17 protein-coding genes are annotated in these 15871 nt (G+C 45.9%); 5 read left to right on the forward strand and 12 right to left on the reverse strand.

Features of this window, described 5'->3' with window-relative positions:
• Positions 1-64: 64 nt before the first annotated feature.
• Positions 65-859, reverse strand: coding sequence for an MOSC domain-containing protein (locus tag AZI87_RS14280; RefSeq protein WP_063208620.1), 795 nt, complete (start codon positions 857-859; stop codon positions 65-67).
• 300 nt (positions 860-1159) lie between these two features.
• On the opposite strand from AZI87_RS14280, the gene AZI87_RS14285 reads away from it, so the two are divergent.
• Positions 1160-1465: a helix-turn-helix domain-containing protein gene (locus tag AZI87_RS14285; RefSeq protein WP_063208519.1), complete on the forward strand. Its 306-nt coding sequence runs from the start codon at positions 1160-1162 to the stop codon at positions 1463-1465.
• Positions 1462-1980 carry a hypothetical protein gene (locus AZI87_RS14290; protein WP_063208521.1) on the forward strand — a complete coding sequence of 173 codons (519 nt, stop codon included), beginning with the start codon at positions 1462-1464 and terminating at the stop codon, positions 1978-1980. Before AZI87_RS14285 ends, AZI87_RS14290 begins: the two co-directional genes overlap by 4 nt.
• 227 nt (positions 1981-2207) lie before the next feature.
• Here AZI87_RS14290 and AZI87_RS14295 read toward each other — a convergent pair whose 3' ends face one another.
• From AZI87_RS14295 to AZI87_RS14315, 6 genes are all read right to left on the reverse strand, one after another.
• Positions 2208-3179: a deoxyhypusine synthase family protein gene (locus tag AZI87_RS14295; protein ID WP_063208523.1), complete on the reverse strand. Its 972-nt coding sequence runs from the start codon at positions 3177-3179 to the stop codon at positions 2208-2210.
• 112 nt (positions 3180-3291) lie between these two features.
• Complete coding sequence (locus AZI87_RS14300) at positions 3292-4347, reverse strand: class I SAM-dependent methyltransferase (protein ID WP_063208525.1); 1056 nt, start codon at positions 4345-4347, stop codon at positions 3292-3294.
• A 69-nt stretch (positions 4348-4416) separates the two neighbouring features.
• Positions 4417-5220: a hypothetical protein gene (locus tag AZI87_RS14305; RefSeq protein WP_063208527.1), complete on the reverse strand. Its 804-nt coding sequence runs from the start codon at positions 5218-5220 to the stop codon at positions 4417-4419.
• 132 nt (positions 5221-5352) lie between these two features.
• The gene (locus AZI87_RS18215; RefSeq protein WP_172795340.1) at positions 5353-5502 is read right to left on the reverse strand and encodes a hypothetical protein; all 150 of its coding nucleotides are present in this window, start codon (positions 5500-5502) and stop codon (positions 5353-5355) included.
• Positions 5499-6389 (reverse strand): tRNA threonylcarbamoyladenosine dehydratase, encoded by an 891-nt coding sequence (locus AZI87_RS14310; protein WP_063208529.1) that lies wholly within the window; start codon positions 6387-6389, stop codon positions 5499-5501. Before AZI87_RS14310 ends, AZI87_RS18215 begins: the two co-directional genes overlap by 4 nt.
• A 10-nt stretch (positions 6390-6399) precedes the next feature.
• Positions 6400-7194, reverse strand: coding sequence for a TatD family hydrolase (locus AZI87_RS14315; RefSeq protein WP_063208531.1), 795 nt, complete (start codon positions 7192-7194; stop codon positions 6400-6402).
• Positions 7195-7273: 79 nt separating this feature from the next.
• Between AZI87_RS14315 and AZI87_RS14320 the strand changes: the two genes are divergently transcribed.
• Positions 7274-8329, forward strand: coding sequence for a hypothetical protein (locus AZI87_RS14320; protein WP_063208533.1), 1056 nt, complete (start codon positions 7274-7276; stop codon positions 8327-8329).
• 42 nt (positions 8330-8371) lie between these two features.
• Here the strand turns inward: AZI87_RS14320 and AZI87_RS14325 are convergent, their stop codons facing one another.
• Complete coding sequence (locus AZI87_RS14325; protein ID WP_253696851.1) at positions 8372-9049, reverse strand: DedA family protein; 678 nt, start codon at positions 9047-9049, stop codon at positions 8372-8374.
• A 238-nt stretch (positions 9050-9287) separates the two neighbouring features.
• On the opposite strand from AZI87_RS14325, the gene AZI87_RS14330 reads away from it, so the two are divergent.
• A complete protein-coding gene (locus AZI87_RS14330) occupies positions 9288-10001 on the forward strand; it encodes an RluA family pseudouridine synthase (RefSeq protein WP_253696854.1) in 714 nt (237 codons plus the stop codon).
• 207 nt (positions 10002-10208) lie between these two features.
• Here AZI87_RS14330 and AZI87_RS14335 read toward each other — a convergent pair whose 3' ends face one another.
• The gene (locus AZI87_RS14335; RefSeq protein WP_063208539.1) at positions 10209-11138 is read right to left on the reverse strand and encodes a hypothetical protein; all 930 of its coding nucleotides are present in this window, start codon (positions 11136-11138) and stop codon (positions 10209-10211) included.
• A 151-nt stretch (positions 11139-11289) separates the two neighbouring features.
• Between AZI87_RS14335 and AZI87_RS14340 the strand changes: the two genes are divergently transcribed.
• Positions 11290-12471, forward strand: coding sequence for an endonuclease/exonuclease/phosphatase family protein (locus AZI87_RS14340; RefSeq protein ID WP_063208541.1), 1182 nt, complete (start codon positions 11290-11292; stop codon positions 12469-12471).
• A 102-nt stretch (positions 12472-12573) separates the two neighbouring features.
• Here AZI87_RS14340 and AZI87_RS14345 read toward each other — a convergent pair whose 3' ends face one another.
• The 3 genes from AZI87_RS14345 to AZI87_RS14355 form a co-directional block, all read right to left on the reverse strand.
• On the reverse strand, positions 12574-13524 hold the full coding sequence (locus AZI87_RS14345; protein ID WP_063208543.1) for a hypothetical protein: 951 nt from the start codon (positions 13522-13524) through the stop codon (positions 12574-12576).
• Positions 13525-13607: 83 nt separating this feature from the next.
• Entirely contained in the window at positions 13608-14792 is a 1185-nt protein-coding gene (locus AZI87_RS14350; protein WP_063208544.1) for a THUMP domain-containing class I SAM-dependent RNA methyltransferase, read from the reverse strand.
• A gap of 3 nt (positions 14793-14795) precedes the next feature.
• The gene (locus AZI87_RS14355; RefSeq protein ID WP_253696857.1) at positions 14796-15857 is read right to left on the reverse strand and encodes a hypothetical protein; all 1062 of its coding nucleotides are present in this window, start codon (positions 15855-15857) and stop codon (positions 14796-14798) included.
• Positions 15858-15871 lie beyond the last annotated feature (14 nt).

A 15871-nucleotide genomic window follows, 5' to 3' on the forward strand; every position in this document is an offset into this window, starting at 1 on the left:
AAATTGGCAGCCCCTGGGTCATTTTTACCTGTTGATTAAAGGGAGGCTCAGGATTGAAAAAACCTTACGCCAGCACCTGTACGGTATCTGTTTTTTGGATCAGACCTTCGTTTTCAGGTATCCACAGAGTCCCGAAAAAGACCCCCGTTCCTTCCTTACGATAGGTCGAAAGAGTTTTTAATGGCTCAGGGCCCTTCTTTTCGCCCGTGATTTGATCAATGGTGATCATCACACAGCGAGCACTTTTTTTGGGTTGGGAAAATATGACCTCCCCGACACGGATGCGACTCCATCCGTCTTCCTCAAAAGCGGACTGACCATGAAACACGATATTAGGACGAAAGCGGTCGATACTCACAGGTTCAGGTAAGCGCGAATTTAGATCTTCAAGACTTTTTGTATTTACCAATAATAAGGGTCTTGCGTCGGCAAACCGCACTTCAGGCTTCCAGGTTTCTTCTTGTAAAGAACGCACACGTCGTTGCGAGAACGGAGCATAGCGGACAAGTTTACAGTTCACACCCAAGTATTGTGAAATACCCTGCGAGTATAAATCAGGCTCTAGGGCTGCCTCAAAGCTGTCATTCCAAACCTGCACCGTGATTTTTCTTTTGAAAGAATTGTTCTTTGAAATTTTAAAGAACATTTTTTGAAAACCGATGGTTAAAGAAGCCTCATCTTGAAAGACCTCAATCGTCGCAATCTTGGGGAGCGTTCTTTGCGAAAGAAATTTTCCATTTTCATCGACGAGCATCCATTGGCGATCCCCTTCCGGGCCTTCCGATGTGATTTTCATATCTTTCACGCTTTGGGCTCGCGCGGATTTAATGGGATAGATAAAAAGCTCTTCGATTTTCATGCTAATGATGCTTTCGTTTTGTTTCAGCAAATGCAAGCCTTAACTGGCAGTGTTGCATTCCCCGCTTGCATTTCTAAGGGGCCTTTATATACTGACCTTGCCAAACGGCTTTGAGGCTTTTGTCTGTTGCCTAAATAGACTACTCGTAGGGCTGATGTTTTCACCTCGTTATCAGCTCGATTAAGACACATCGAAATAATTATCCGTTCACGAGAACTTGTTCTCTGGAACGAGAATTTTGTACCTGAATCATGAAAGTTTTTAAAAACTAAGATTGGTTTAGTCGAAAGGTCTTTTTCTATGAGCCTGACTCAAAGTTTACGTCGCATCTTAGATGATCGAAAGCTCACCGTGGCCCAGCTCTCTCGCCTTTCCGGCGTGCCCGCAAAAACCATTTACCATTGGCTGGCGGGACAACAGCCACGCAAGATCGAACATCTGTTTCGCATCAGCGATATTTTAAATCTTTCCATCGAAGAGCTATATGGTCGCAGCAAGAAAGAACCCCACGTGGATCTGATTCCCACCCAACTGACCGAACAAATCAATGCCGGCATCTATGAGGTGATACTTCGTCCTTATGGAAAACGTCAGGATGAGCCGTGAAGGAATCCTGGCGTTTAGCTATCATCGCGCTGGGCTTGTCTATCTGCCTTCTTCTTTTGGCAGAGGCCAACTCTTCACAGCCCTTTTTATGGAGTGAGATCATCGAGCGTTATCGGTTTCATCGGAATACCGCGCACTTTTTATCCGAAACCCAGGATCTTTTCGAAAACTCACAAGCCTGTGGACTCTTTTTACTTAATAAAAAGCAAAACATCTTCTATCAGGGCCTGGCTCTGGAATCTTCCGAGACGCCTTTAGAAATCACCGACCAGCTGAAAGGTCGCGTTCCCTGGGGAGTAGAAATTCAAAAACTATGGTTCGGTGATTATTTACAGAAAAAGAATATTCGTAAGATAGACGGCAAGTCCTACATCCAATTTTCAACTCGGCTTTTCTTTGAACTGAAAGCGATCCCCCATCCTTGGATTGAAGTTAAGAAGGCTTCTTTTCCTGCTCATGTCGTCACCAATCACGAAGGAGAGATCTTAGATTGCGCCGCTCAGGCTTCGTACTAGCCAGCCTTTCTGATTTCCGCCGTTCCGGAAATTAAAATACCTTGGATGTTATTCACCTGAAAAAATCGCCCCCTCCACCCCGCCAGTACTGGCATAGAATAGTGAAACGGGGGGGGGCCGGACTTCCAACTCGCAAACCGAAATCTTAACGCTCGTGTTTCAAAAATAAAAAGGGTCTCTGTTCGAGACCCTTTTCTTAACTGACTTTTTACTATGGGTACAAAAACTTACCAACCCAAAACATATCCGAAGATCAAAGGCGCACAAATAGTCGCATCTGATTCAACGATGTAGCTTGGAGTTGTTGGAGCCAATTTACCCCAAGTGATCTTCTCATTTGGAATAGCGCCAGAGTATGAACCGTAAGATGTCGTAGAGTCAGAGATTTGGCAGAAGTAGCTCCACAAAGGAACATCTTCGTGACCCAAGTCTTGCTCAAGCATCGGAACCACACAAATTGGGAAGTCCCCAGCGATACCACCACCGATTTGGAAGAAGCCTACAGGAGCCGCTTTAGAAGCACCCATGTACCACTCTGCCCACGTCTTCATGTACTCGATACCACCTTTAACCGTCGTCGACTTTTTGATGTCACCTTTAATGCAGTGACCAGCAAAGATGTTACCCAATGTGGAGTCTTCCCAACCCGGAACAACCATTGGAAGATTTTTTTCAGCCGCAGCTAACAACCAAGAATTTTTTGGATCAATTTGGTAGTACTGCTCAAGCTTTCCAGAAAGAAGGATTTTGTACATGAATTCGTGTGGGAAGTAAGACTCGCCTTTTTTATCAGCGTCTTGCCAGTATTCCAACACCACGTTTTCAATACGACGGATGGCTTCTTCTTCAGGAATGCAAGTGTCCGTCACACGGTTTAAGTGCTTTTCCAAAAGTTTTTGTTCATCTTGCGGAGTCAAATCACGGTAGTTCGGAATGCGCTCGTAGTGATCGTGAGCAACCAAGTTGAATACGTCTTCTTCAAGGTTTGCACCTGTACAAGAAATAGCGTGAACTTTTCCTTGGCGGATCATCTCTGCCAATGAAAGACCCAACTCAGCTGTCGACATAGCACCTGCTAGTGTCACAAGCATTTGGCCTTTGTTATCGATGTGTTTTTTGTAGCCTTTAGCTGCGTCTTTCAATGCAGCGGCATTAAAGTGGCGGTAGTGATGATCGATAAACTGTGTAATAGGTCCCATTTCAGCTCCTTGTGTTTTTAATGAAAGCTGAAAGGCTTCACGCCGGGTGAACCGTTTAAAGACTTCTAGCTACCATCAAAGGACCCCGAAAGTAGCACTTTTAACGTAAAACTCAAGAAGAGAATGGCTTTTGCCCGACAACGGCCTTGGCGAAAAAGCCTTGATCCTTTTTAATCTTCGCGAAGCCTTGGTAAGACAGCAGCCCTTCCATCGGATTCATGGTGTAGTTCTTGTAAAAAGGTTCATGAAAATCCACCGGGAATTGCTCTAAAGCCCAATCAAAGTCTTTGGCATCTTCTTTTTGCACAGAGTCGACAAAGCCAAAAAGCCCCCCTTCTTTAAGGACACGGTGGCCTTCAGCAACGGCTTGGCGACGAATCTCTAAAGGAAGTTCATGAAACAAAAAGCAAGAATAAACAAGATCGAACTTGCCGCCTTGGAAAGGCAAATCTTCTGCCGCCCCTTGCACAAAATCCAGGCGATCGAAATCGTGCAAATTGTCCTGCGCCTTTTTCAAGTAAGGGTAGCTTAAATCCAAAACCGTGATACGCGCCTTCGGGAAAGCGAGCTTCATAAAACGAGTGAGTCTTCCCGTTCCGGCAGCGACTTCTAAAAAGTGAAGCCCTTCCCCTTGCCCCGGATAAACATCCTTCACTAATGGAATAATCAGTCGGCGCATGGCATCCGCAGCACCGGAAAACAGAATCTCCACTTGGTGCTCATAGAGATCCGCAGACTCTTTCGTCAGATAACCACCGGTTTGAAAATGAAAATTACGTTGGTAGTATTCAGGAAGTTCTTTTAGAAATTCATTCGCTTCGTCATTAAAATCTTTTTGATTTCGATCCGTACGACGTTTGGCGATCTGATAGCCATCCATGATAATCCGCGGATAACGACGAAAATGTTCGGCCAGATTTTCAGGCTTTAAAACATCCATCGGATAATAGCCGTGCTGAATGTTTTCAGCGTCTTTCTTTAAAAGACGATACAACTCTGTATAGGCCAATTTCATTTTCTGCGGTTCAAGAGATTGACGGTGTTTGCGTTTGCCCGTCGTTAAGAATTCAAAAATGGGAAGAGAAAACTGCTGGGCTGCAAAGTGAGCGGAGCGTGCTAAAGAGTATCCAAGAGTGATTTTGTCCTGATAAGGAATTCGCAGCTTCATAGAAACCTTCTTTCCTTATCAGAATACCCTTGCGTCCCTGGATACACAAGGACCGACGATACGATGATGCTACTGTTCCTTGGCAATTGGCAGCGTGCAACGACCGTAGGCCACAAGCCCCTGCGGGATCTGATCCTGCGTCAAAAGGGCGGAATCCCGCTGTCGAGTGCGCGCCAAGGCATGTGTGCTTTCTAAGGAAGACTCGAAATACTCAACACCCACCACTTTGTGTGTTTTTGTTTCACGGTAGATGACGGTGTGAGTGATAGAATAAGGCACGCGGTCGGAGGTCTTTGCCAGTGCCGCTTTACCTTTATTTTGATAGGCTTCCATTTGTTTTTGATAGAACTCATTCTGGTGACGATCAACCGATTCAATCGTGGCCTCAATCACTTCTGTCGCGACAGCACTTTGCCCTTCAGCCAAAGCGAGAGACAAAGAGGTCCCATGTATTTTTGCCGAGTTAAAATAGGCATTGATATTTTTAAATCCAGAATAAAAACGACGAGAAATTTCGGCTGCAGATAACTCTTTCACTGAGGCTTCTTCAGAAACCTCAAAACCGACACAGTTTTCGAAGTGCCGAGTCAGGTCGGTTGTTTTCACACGCTCTTGCCAGGAAAGAACCCCGGGAATAACGACAGAGTATTCGGTGCTGTAAATATCATTCGTCGGCATTTTAAAAAGTTCAATACCGGGCCTAGGAGCAATACGTCCGCGAGCATCGACAGAATAAATATTCTTAAGAAAAGCATAGGAGCGATCGAACAACACCGCGTCTTCAGAGCTGAGCGAGGTCATGGCCGCTTGGGATGACAAAGAAAGGCTGACAATAAAAGACGAAAGAAGGAAGGCCATTCTGGGCTTTTTCATAAACGACTCCAATGAATTTCTAAGGAGCCATAAGTATGCCATCCCAAAGAGCATCTGAAGTCTTTATGAAGTCAGGGCTCTGCCTAAGAATCTAGGCAGGCCGCCAAAAAATGGCACCGAATAGGCTGAATGCTATTCGAGAGAGGCAGACACTTGAGCGGCTGCGGCCGCCTTGCGAGCGATCTTTTTCTCTTTATACCAGTGAACGAAAGTGGCTCCGACCAGAGCAAAGCCAATAAGGATAATAATTCCGATCAAAGTGAACCATGCTAAAACTATCATTCTTCACCCACATTTTTTGTTGGTGCGTTGGCCGCTTTAACATCAGCATGGATCTGGTTCACGATATAAGAAGCCATCGCTAAACCGAAAGATCCCGTTACGAAGCTGGCCGTTCCGTGAATCACATTGCGATTGTCACAACCGTGAAGACTGCTCTTTGTGGGACACACACATTTGAAGCCCTGACCATTATCGTATTTCAGTTCTTCTGGTAAGCGTGGAATTTCGTCGGAGAATACACAAGGAATGCCGAATTTTTTGGTATCCGGAAAGTTGAACTTTTGGCGCAAAATTTTGCGCACAGAAGCGGCCATCGGATCGGCGTAAGTTTCGCCCAAGTCCATCAACTTAATACGGAGTGGATCCATTTTCGCAGCCGAACCACCAGAAGTGATCACTTTAATACCACGTGATTTGCAAGTCGCTAGTAAGTGAGTTTTTGCGGTCATGTTGTCGATCGCATCGACAATGAAATCTGGATTGTGCGACAACATCATCTCCGAATTTTCTTCGTTATAGAATTCAGGGATCACATTCACCGTCGCTTGAGGATTGATCTTACGAAGACGCTCCCCCATGACCTCGGCTTTTTTCTTTCCAACAAGACCTTGAAGTGCGTGAAGCTGACGGTTGGCGTTGGTGATGCAGATTTCATCGAAATCAATAATCGTCAATTTGCCTACGCCCGAACGAGCCAATGATTCCGCAGCCCAAGAGCCGACGCCACCCAAACCAATCACCATCACGTGCGTGTTGAAAAGTTTTTTCATCACATCATCGCCCACCAAACGGCCCATGCGATCAAAACGACGGTGCAAAACGTATTGCGTTTCTGGTGGTTGAGGCAGATTTGTTTCTGGAGTTTGTTGTTCAGGAGTTTGGTTCATGGTCTCTCCGTTACTTCCCTATCAGTCTGTGAAAATTACCCGTAGTGATATCTAATATTTCTAGAGGATCAAGTGATTTTAGCTCCCCTATAGTTCTTGCCACCTCCCAGATACTCTCAGGAGGGTTTAAGCCATCTTTATAGGCAGGTGGAGGCTGATCCGGGCTGTCACTTTCGATCAGAAGATACTCTAAAGGCATTTCTTTCACGGCCTGATGCAACTTCTTGTTGTCAGGGCGACACACCGGCCCGCCGATGGAAAGATACAAGCCTCTGTTTAGAAAATCTTGCGCCTTCGCCCCGCTGCCGTTGAAAGAATGTACCATACCTTTTTGTTTCGGAACGCCGTACAGGTCTAAAATTTTTAAACTTTCTTCGTGCGCCTGCACTAAGTGAAGAACCATCGGTTTTTGCGAAAAGTGCGCAAGCTCAATCTGCTGAGCAAAAACATCCAATTGGCGCTCGCGGGAATCCTTCATGATGTGAGGGCGAAAATCCAAACCCATCTCGCCGATGGCTAAGGCTTGCGGTAAGGCGGAGGCCAAAAGATTTAAAGCCTCTTCACACTCCTCATCGTCGTGAGCCGCCACCCAATAAGGGTGCAGGCCGAAGCACAATCCAATGTGCGCCGGGTGGCGCTTTTTAAGCTCTTGTTGTTTGTTCCAGTCTTCGGGTCCCACTCCGCCCTGCATGAAGAAATGCAGGCCACGGCCGCGCGCTTCTTCGATAATAGCGTCCTGCTGCCCCTCCCAACGAGGGTCGGCCAAATGTCCATGAGCATCGATCCAGAATCCAAAACCAATCATAGGTCCTGGTTATATCGTGAAAAGCAGGACTCGAACAAGGTTCAAATTCCGCCGATATGTTCCAGGTGAAGGAGTTTCTATGAAGCAGAAATTACGCCTGGGTTTTGATGTAACGATGGAAAAGGGTGCAACGTGGCGTCCTTTAAAAGTGCAATTCTGGAATCAGGAAGAAAGCTATAAGAAGTTTTCTCCGACAGCGCCGTTTAAGTATCATGCGGACGCATTGACCGGATTGTCGTTAGTCAAACTGAACCACTACATTAAAAGCCCGGTGGCGACTCCTCACCTTGATTATTCCTTCGCGGTGGAAGCGTGGAAAGCCTTGGATCCTCACTCAGAGCTTTATGAGCGTTCGCAAAAACGTGTTCGTGCTTTGCAATCTCATCTTGCGGTTGTGAATCCTGAATACTGTGCTGAGTTTGAAGATCAATTTAACGAGCACTTCGAGATGGCTATTAAACCTTGGGGCGTAGACCTTACGGCTTTGTGGCCGCTGTTGGATACTTTTGCTTCATTTGAAAATAAAATCGGTGCGCCTTTGCTTTATAACTTCGGCTTGAATTTCTCTAAACCCTTCACTGAGAAATTGCATGCTTTGTACTCGTTCCTATATCACCTGAGAAGTCTTGTAGCCATTGACCACAATGCTCACGTGGAAGACCCTTCACATGAGGCGGTGAAAGTAGATGCCATCACAGATTATTTACCCCGTGCAGAGTATGTGGTGAACGATGCCCTTCTTTATTGGAATTTCAAAAAGTTTTCTCAACCTTTCTCGGGTCCAAAGACTCCAGACACTCGTGTCGATAAACTTTTTGTAAATCCGATGGAAAAAGCTTTCCACAAGTACTCGCACAATGCGTGTCACTTGGTGGACAATCTTCCAAAAACTTTCGTCTCTTCATTAAATCCGGTAGAGCTTGAAGAAGCCTTCTATTTGGTGCAAATGGATTGGCTCTTGGGTTCTCCGGCGGGACTGCTTTTCAAAATCCGTGAAGAGATTTTCGGTTTGCAAAGTGGTTACGAAAAGATTTTCTGGAAAGATGTGGAACCTGTCTTTCACTCTAAACCCGTTGCTTTGCACTTGTGCTGTGAGCTCAGCCCAGAAACTGTTTACGGCAAAAAAGCAGGATAATCTGCAAAAGAAAAAGGGCCTTCAAAAGGCCCTTTTTTATTCCTAACCGTTATTCGCCGCCGCCCTTTGAAGCCATTTTTCTCTCAGTTTTTTCGCGACAAAATAAACAATCAACAAACCGATGATCGCAAACACCACAAGTTTGAATTGGCGAAGGTATTTTAAGATGGGCTCCCCATAATGAGCCAACAGGTAGATCTGTGTAGGAACACTGATCAAAGCCGCAATGCCATCAATCACTAGGAACTTCCAAGCTGGATAGCGCAGCATACCGCAGGCCAAGTGCCCTGGGAAACGAAGGCCTGGAGTGAAACGGAAGATACCGCACGCATAGGCACCATATTTATGAGTCCACTCTTCCACTCGTTTCATCATGTGCTCAGGAAAGAACTTACGAACACGCGGATGGTAGAGCATCTTTCGCCCGAACACTCGCCCTATCAGATAGATTATGAAGTCGGCCCCGACAACGGCGGTGAAAGCAATAATAGAAGCTGTGTGCACACTGACGACCGGCGCACCTTCATAAGGCGGCGGGAAATGCTGAGGGTGCGCGCCCATAAAGGCCAGAATCCCCACGCTGATCAACGTCACTTCTTCCGGCAACGGAAAACCGACTGCCGAAAGCATCATCATACCAATTAAAGCCGCATAGACCGTACCGGGTTGGTAGGCAAATTGCGACATCCATTGAAATATGGGCTCGTTAGCAAATTCCAATTACAGTTCTCCTGAGGCACCCACTATGCGGGAAAGCGTCGCACTTGAACACACTTACCACACCGTGCTATGTGTAGTTTCTTTGTTAAGGAATAGTATGCAGAGTGCCAGAGGTTTTGAATATGGAGTAAGACACATAATAAGTCCTCAGTCCGGAAGACTTATTGATGTTTTATTGAGCACTTTGTCCCTCGACCGGACTGAGATCGAATTTTTGTTGGGTCTTGGCTCAATTTATTTGAACCACAAAAGAGTTAAAGAAGATTTCTCGGTTTCTGCCGGCGACTATCTTCGCGTACACACAAAACCCCGCCGCTTCCCCGTTTTCGATATAAATTGGAATGACCGCGTGATTTTTAGCGACGAAAACTTCATCGTCGCCAACAAAATTTCCGGCATTCCCGTACATGCCAGCGTCGACAATGATCAAGAGCATCTGCAGTTCTATCTTAGCAAGGCGTTGGACTGCGATCTTTTCGTCACTCACCGCTTAGACGTACCAACGAGAGGCCTAGTCGTCTTCGCCAAGAGTTTAAAATTTCAAAGTGAGTTTAATAAACTGCTCTTACAAAGAGAAATGACAAAGATCTACAAAGCCACGGTCGAAGGCCAAGGCCTGCAAACCGGCGTTCTGACACATTATATGGAGCCATCTCCTCGCGCACCAAAAACAGTTTCGCACGAACCGCACGAGGGCTGGCAAGACTGCGTGCTGGAAATTTTAGATATCAAATTACTCGCAGAAAACCGCAGCGAATTAAAAATTCATCTTCTAACAGGAAGAACCCACCAAATCCGCGCACAACTAGGCTACGAAAAACATCCGATCATCGGCGATCACGCCTACGGCGCAAAGAAAATCAGTGACATCGAAAAAATCGAACTCGAAGCCAACGAGCTTTCGTTCGTAGATCCCATAAAAAATCAAAAGCATTCTTTTAGTCTAAGTTAAGGAAATCGGAATCACATTTTTAGCAATGATTTGTGAGTGGGGTAAGCCCCCTCTGCAAGCCAGTCCGGAGGAAGGCCTTTGCCGGCGCCACGATGGCGCGAACCGCCTGAAAGGCGGCGGCAACTGAGCCTGGACGGCGTGCCGACCGTAGCGACAGGCTTGCAGAGGGGGCTTACCCCACTCACAAATCCGTCGCTGAAAGGGTGGTTAGAATACCCAAGCGTTCGTCATTAAAGAATACTGCGTATTTTGCGGTTGGACGAAAGCGATGTCCTGACCACGGTAGCTGTTTAACATAGTGTCGTTACTAACACCCAATGTGAATGAAAGACCACGCATTGGACGGATCCACAAGCTTGCACCCAAACGAAGTGCTGTTGTGTGGTTTCCTTCAAGATCTTCCACATTCGAAGTGTGGTACCAGCTTTCGTTGAAACCTGATTTTGTTGTGATACTGAACATCGAGTTGATGTCCCATTGGAATTGAAGATAGTGCTCAAGACCAAATTGCTTTGTGGTTTGACGAGGGTCAAACACGTAACCACCGTCATCGAATTGCGGTACGTCTTGGTTGAAAGACGCTGTTTGGCTTTGCAAGTAAATGTCCGGCTTCGCTACGTAAGCCACAAGAATGGAACGAGACAACGCCAAATCAGCATAACCTTCAAGACGGATTTTGCTGATTGTTTTTTGGTTCTGAGAAATACGGCTTGTTGGCAAATACCATTTCACTTTACCAGAAAGATCCACGTCCCCGATGTAGCCTAAGTCGTAATTTGAGTAAACGAAGTGAATGTCGTTTAAAGAAAAATCAGAAGTGACTTCGTCGCCGTATTCGTTTTGACCTTGAGTCGTGAAGTTAAAAGGAACACGTAAAGAAGCACGGCTGTTGGAATCCAATTTGTAGTTCAATGAAAGGTAGCTGTAAGTGTCCATGGAGCGTGTGTCGGTTGCTGTTTTTCCGGGCTTCATGTTTTGTACTGAAGCGATCGAAAAGAACGACATATTCCAGTCATTGAAGCGCCCCGCATCCGTTGAGATCTGAGCACCGAAGTCCTCTCCATCCAAAACCGCCGCAAAAGAGGGGGAAGCCACAAAAAGGCAGGAAAGGGCTAAAGCGAGCGATTTTCTCAACATACGTACTCCTAATATTCCAGTCTGGATCGGGGTGTTTATGCCATAGCGCTGCGCATTGCGCAATATCCAAAGTTTAGACATAGTATGTCTCAACCTAATCCTAAAACTCTTTCGACTTGAGATGAGTCCACAAACCCCTTAGTGTGACGTCATGAAAAATTTACGACTCATTCAAAAATTCATCCTTTGTATCGCCCTTCTAGCTCTGGCTGGATGTGCTGTTTCCTTTAAAAAAGAAAAGTGGGATCTGCCTCCAAAAGCCGCTGATGAAATCAGCGTGATGTCCTTCAACGTCGAGAACCTTTTCGACACAGTAAAAACACCGGGCCACAATGATGAAACCTATTTACCATTGAGTGCGAAAAACGCAGACCCTAAGCTGCGCGAAGCTTGTGTCAAAAATAATGACAGTAGCTACCGCCGTGGCGAGTGCCTCAGCACTGATTGGAGCGAAGAGGCTTTGAATAAGAAACTTGCTAACGTTGCTAAAGTTATTTTAGGCGTTGATGGCAAAGGACCGGATGCTTTGATGATCATGGAAATCGAAAGCGATGTGGTTCTTCATAAATTGAATACAGAGTATTTGAAAGAGGCTGGCTATATCACAGAAGTGATTATTGATGGCCCGGATAAGCGTGGCATCAACTTGGCGTTCTTATCTCGCTTCCCTGTTGTTGGAAAGCCCATCCTGCACCCGGTCCCTTGGAAACCGAAAGAAGAGAAAGACCGCGAGTGGATGGAGCGTTCTCGTCGCATCTTAGAAGTGACGGTGAAAGCTCCAAATGGCGATCCTATCACATTTATGGCGGCGCACTTCCCGTCTCAGGCGAATCCTACTTACTGGCGCCAACAGATTGCGACTTTCGCCACGGACCTTATCAAATCAAAAGGCCCTGATGCCATGGTGGTATTCGGTGGTGACTTAAATATCACGCATGAGGAAGAAAATAACCATCACATCTTCCGCGATATCTTCCAACAAGGTGGCGCCGTTTCTCACTTTGTCGGCTGCAAAGAGTGCCCGGGAACTCACAACTACCGTAAATCTTGGTCTTTCCTTGATGCACACATTTACAGCAAAGCCTTGCTAGCAGACGGCAAAGGCAGTTACCAAATGCTGCCAAACACGATCGATGTGATTCGTTACGATGATGTTCACTTGTCTAAAGGGAAATATCCTAAGCGTTGGGACTATGACAAAATGGAAGGCGTTGCCGACCACTTCCCACTGTATGTGCGTTTGAAGCAGAGAAGTGAAGCAAAGACGCCGGTAAAAGAAGAAGCTCCTGCAAAACCTGCGAAGGAAACAAAGAAAACCAAGGGTAAGAAGTAGATTTCTTTAATTCCTGCTGAGGAGATCGAAAGACCTCTTCAACAAATAAAAAAGCCGCGAAGTTTCGCGGCTTTTTTTTATTTCAGCTTTTGATTTTTTTATTTACCAAATGAAAAGGCGGCTGAAATCAACTGTCGGGCTCTCACCACAAGTCGCTGTCGCGGCTTTGAACTTTGTCCCTTCAACAACGATCTCTGTCTTAGTCAGAATCATGTTTTTAGGTTTCGAACCACCCAAAACCAATTTTCCTTCTGCCGTTGAACAGAACGGATCCAAGATGACATTCAACTCACCTTTAGCAGTGCTTGTGTTAGCTTTTGTGTCGTCTTTCTTTGTAAATACGAATTTACCATCAAACTTTGTGATAGAAGCTTTGCCGCTTTCAAGGCCGGCCGCATCCACTTCAAAGCTCAATTCAGTCTCCATACTTCCTGTGTTGGCTGCTTTATTCAAACGACCGTTCACAGTGCCTTTAGAAACCAAAGATGCTTTGTAAGAGTCCGAACCTTCAACCGCAGTTAAAGTCAGCTTCATGTCGTTTTCAAAAACATTTAAAAACGTGACGCCTTTTTCTTTATCGATAACAGTTTTTGCGTTAACTACAGTCGCAGTAAGTGACTGGATTTTGCCTTCAGCCGTTTTTACCGTCACATTCCACTTTTTATTCAAAGTCGATTTATACTCAACACCCGCGACATCGTAGGAGATGACATCGTTAGCGGCATTCAAAATGACCGAATAACCTTCACCGTCTTTCAAAGCGACTTTATCAGAAATTTTGTATTGAGATTTAAGATCTTTATTTTCTGAAGTGGCCAAACGAACAACATCCAAAACTTCGATGGCTTTATCTGCAAGTACGGTCACACCCGAGTATCCGCCAATTCTAAACTCACCGCCACCGGCAACGGGCTTTCCGGATTTACGGGCATTTTGAGCCTGAATCTTCGCACGCGTGTTCTTATCAGTGACAGAGACATCACGAGGCGTACAAGCCGTTGTTAATAGAGCAGAAGAAACGAATAAAGCAGATAAAATGACGGATGTTTTCATGGCTCGGGAATTTATCCTGAAACAGGGGAAGATTCTAGTGGAACCTCTGCCGCCCTCCGCAAATCTAACCAATTCCTAAAAATTTACAGACGTGTCAAAACAGTAAACAGGCAGCGAAGTCCACCGTTGTTGATTTTAAGCTCTTTAAGAACTTTATAACCCCCCGGCGGGTTCTGGACGCGTTCCTTATCAGGGTAAAGAATACCCAGCCTATCAGGACTATATTGATCGCAAAGAACTTCGACCAGCCCTTTCAGGCCCCCTTTAATAGCTGTGGGTAAACGCTCTCCATAAGGAGGATTTGAAATCAACCACAAAGGCCCTTCGGATTTATACGTGCCATCCAGGGCGTCCTGCGCTTCAAACTCACGGGGAGCTGGGGCAAACAAAGACTTTTGTACATCCTGAATCTGACGCTCGACTTCCGCAAAATTCTTTTCTGCGGCAGGAATCATATCTTCGTTAAGGTCAAAGCCTACGAACTTTTTAAAACCGTAGGTTGCCGGCAGCTCGTAGTTAAATGCGAAGCTTGGGGAAAGAAAAAGTTTAGGGACTTTCTTCCATTTTTGAAAGGCAAAGGGTCTTGCAAATTGGCCGCTCCATAAAGCGCGGGCCTCACTTAATAAAGTTCCGGAGCCCATCATAGGATCCAACAATGTTACTTGAGAAAGTTCAGCCGGAGTCAGGTCTTCCATCATCTCTTTTAAAAGAAAAGCCGCGATGGTTTCTCGGAGAGGCGCTTCGCCTTTAAGGACCGACCATCCGCGCTTATGCAGATGCTCGCCAGTACTGTCCAGACTGATCGTGCAAAGATCGTCATCCATACGAATATAGATAGATCCGCAAATATCTGTGGCGGCAGCACCTTTGAATATTTCATTTAAAGCGGACTCAGCGCTGTCTTGAAGTCGCTTTTCATTGTTCAAGCGACTTTTTTGTGCTGCCACTTCCCACTCAACATTTGCAGAAGTCAGGTACTCTCTCCAAGGCAGGGATTTCATTTTCTGATAGAACTTTGGCAGGTCGCGGGCCTTGAATGAAGCCATTCTTAAAAGGACGCGATTCGCGGTTTTCAAAAAGAAATTCAACTGAAGAGCGGCAAACAAGTCCGTTTCGAATTCTAAACCACCTTGCACCACTTCGACTTCGGGAAATGGCAACGTGTGCGTCTTAGAATCTTTGCCCAAAAGATAAGGCCAGACCTCTTTCATTTCTGCAAGTGTGCGCTCTTCATAATCCAACGGAGTTGAAACGAAAAAACGATTCATGAATTAAAATCTCCAGTAGGCGTCAAAGAGCGCGTAGTAACCATCTGTCGGCGATAGTTTAAAGGACGTGATATCTGTCGAGTTGATCGAAAAACTGAGATGAAACTTATCCCAGATTTTAAGGTAAGTAAGATACCCCCCGACGGCTTTCTTTTCGAAGTTGTAAGAAGGACCTAAAAGAACGCGGTCCCAGTTTCCTAAAATAAACTCATATCCCGATTGTAAAGAGCTTGTTCCCAAGGATTTGATGGCTGTCGCATCAGCAGCGTCTTCAAAACTAAAAAGAGCCAATGTCAGCAATGTGTGCGATACGACGGATTCAGAAGAAATAGAGTCCCAATAAATATTCAAATTCAGTGTGCTACGACTTTCGCTTGGAATCTTCGCGAAGCTCAAGCCGGTAGAAACGACGTTAGAGTAGGACTCATAGACATTGGCTTTTGCGGCTGCATTGTAGGCGCCGATAAAGTTTGCCGGAATGATCGTGTTGACCGTCAGCCATTCCGTAGCGCCATAACTCAACTGACCAAACCAGGTGACCATGTACTCCCCTTCCCACAGGGTTTCGGCCGTTTCACCCACAGCAAGCCCTTGAGTGAAAAGAGGTTTGTACTTCGATGAGATATTTTTATCAGACTCTTTAACGATAAGGTCCGTAGAGCCTTTGTACTTTTCGTTTTCCGTGCTGAGATCCAAGTGCATCAACTGATCGCCCACTTGCACGAAGTTCAGACGGGATTGGCGCAAAAGTTCACAAGTCAGAGTGTAAGTGCCGTCCTGATTGTTTTCGATCCCCGAGACCTCCACAAAGCCAATAATGCCGATAGAAGGAGTGTGGGACTCTAAGGCCAGGACCTCGCCGATATGCCAGTCATTAAAAGTAGATTCTGCCTTCAGGGTTTTGTGATCGATGATGTTTTCAATGCGGGCGCGAGCTTCCGGCCGATAATCACGTGAACCTTCCGCAGCGGGTCCACGCAAAATAATAGGAACTTCATCCTCCATCGAAGAATGTGCCTGCGCTGTCGTCACAAGAAGTAGACAAAGAAGAACCCTTAAGATCATGAATTGACCTTAAC

The sequence above is a fragment of the Bdellovibrio bacteriovorus genome (assembly GCF_001592745.1).
GTDB lineage: Bacteria > Bdellovibrionota > Bdellovibrionia > Bdellovibrionales > Bdellovibrionaceae > Bdellovibrio > Bdellovibrio bacteriovorus_B.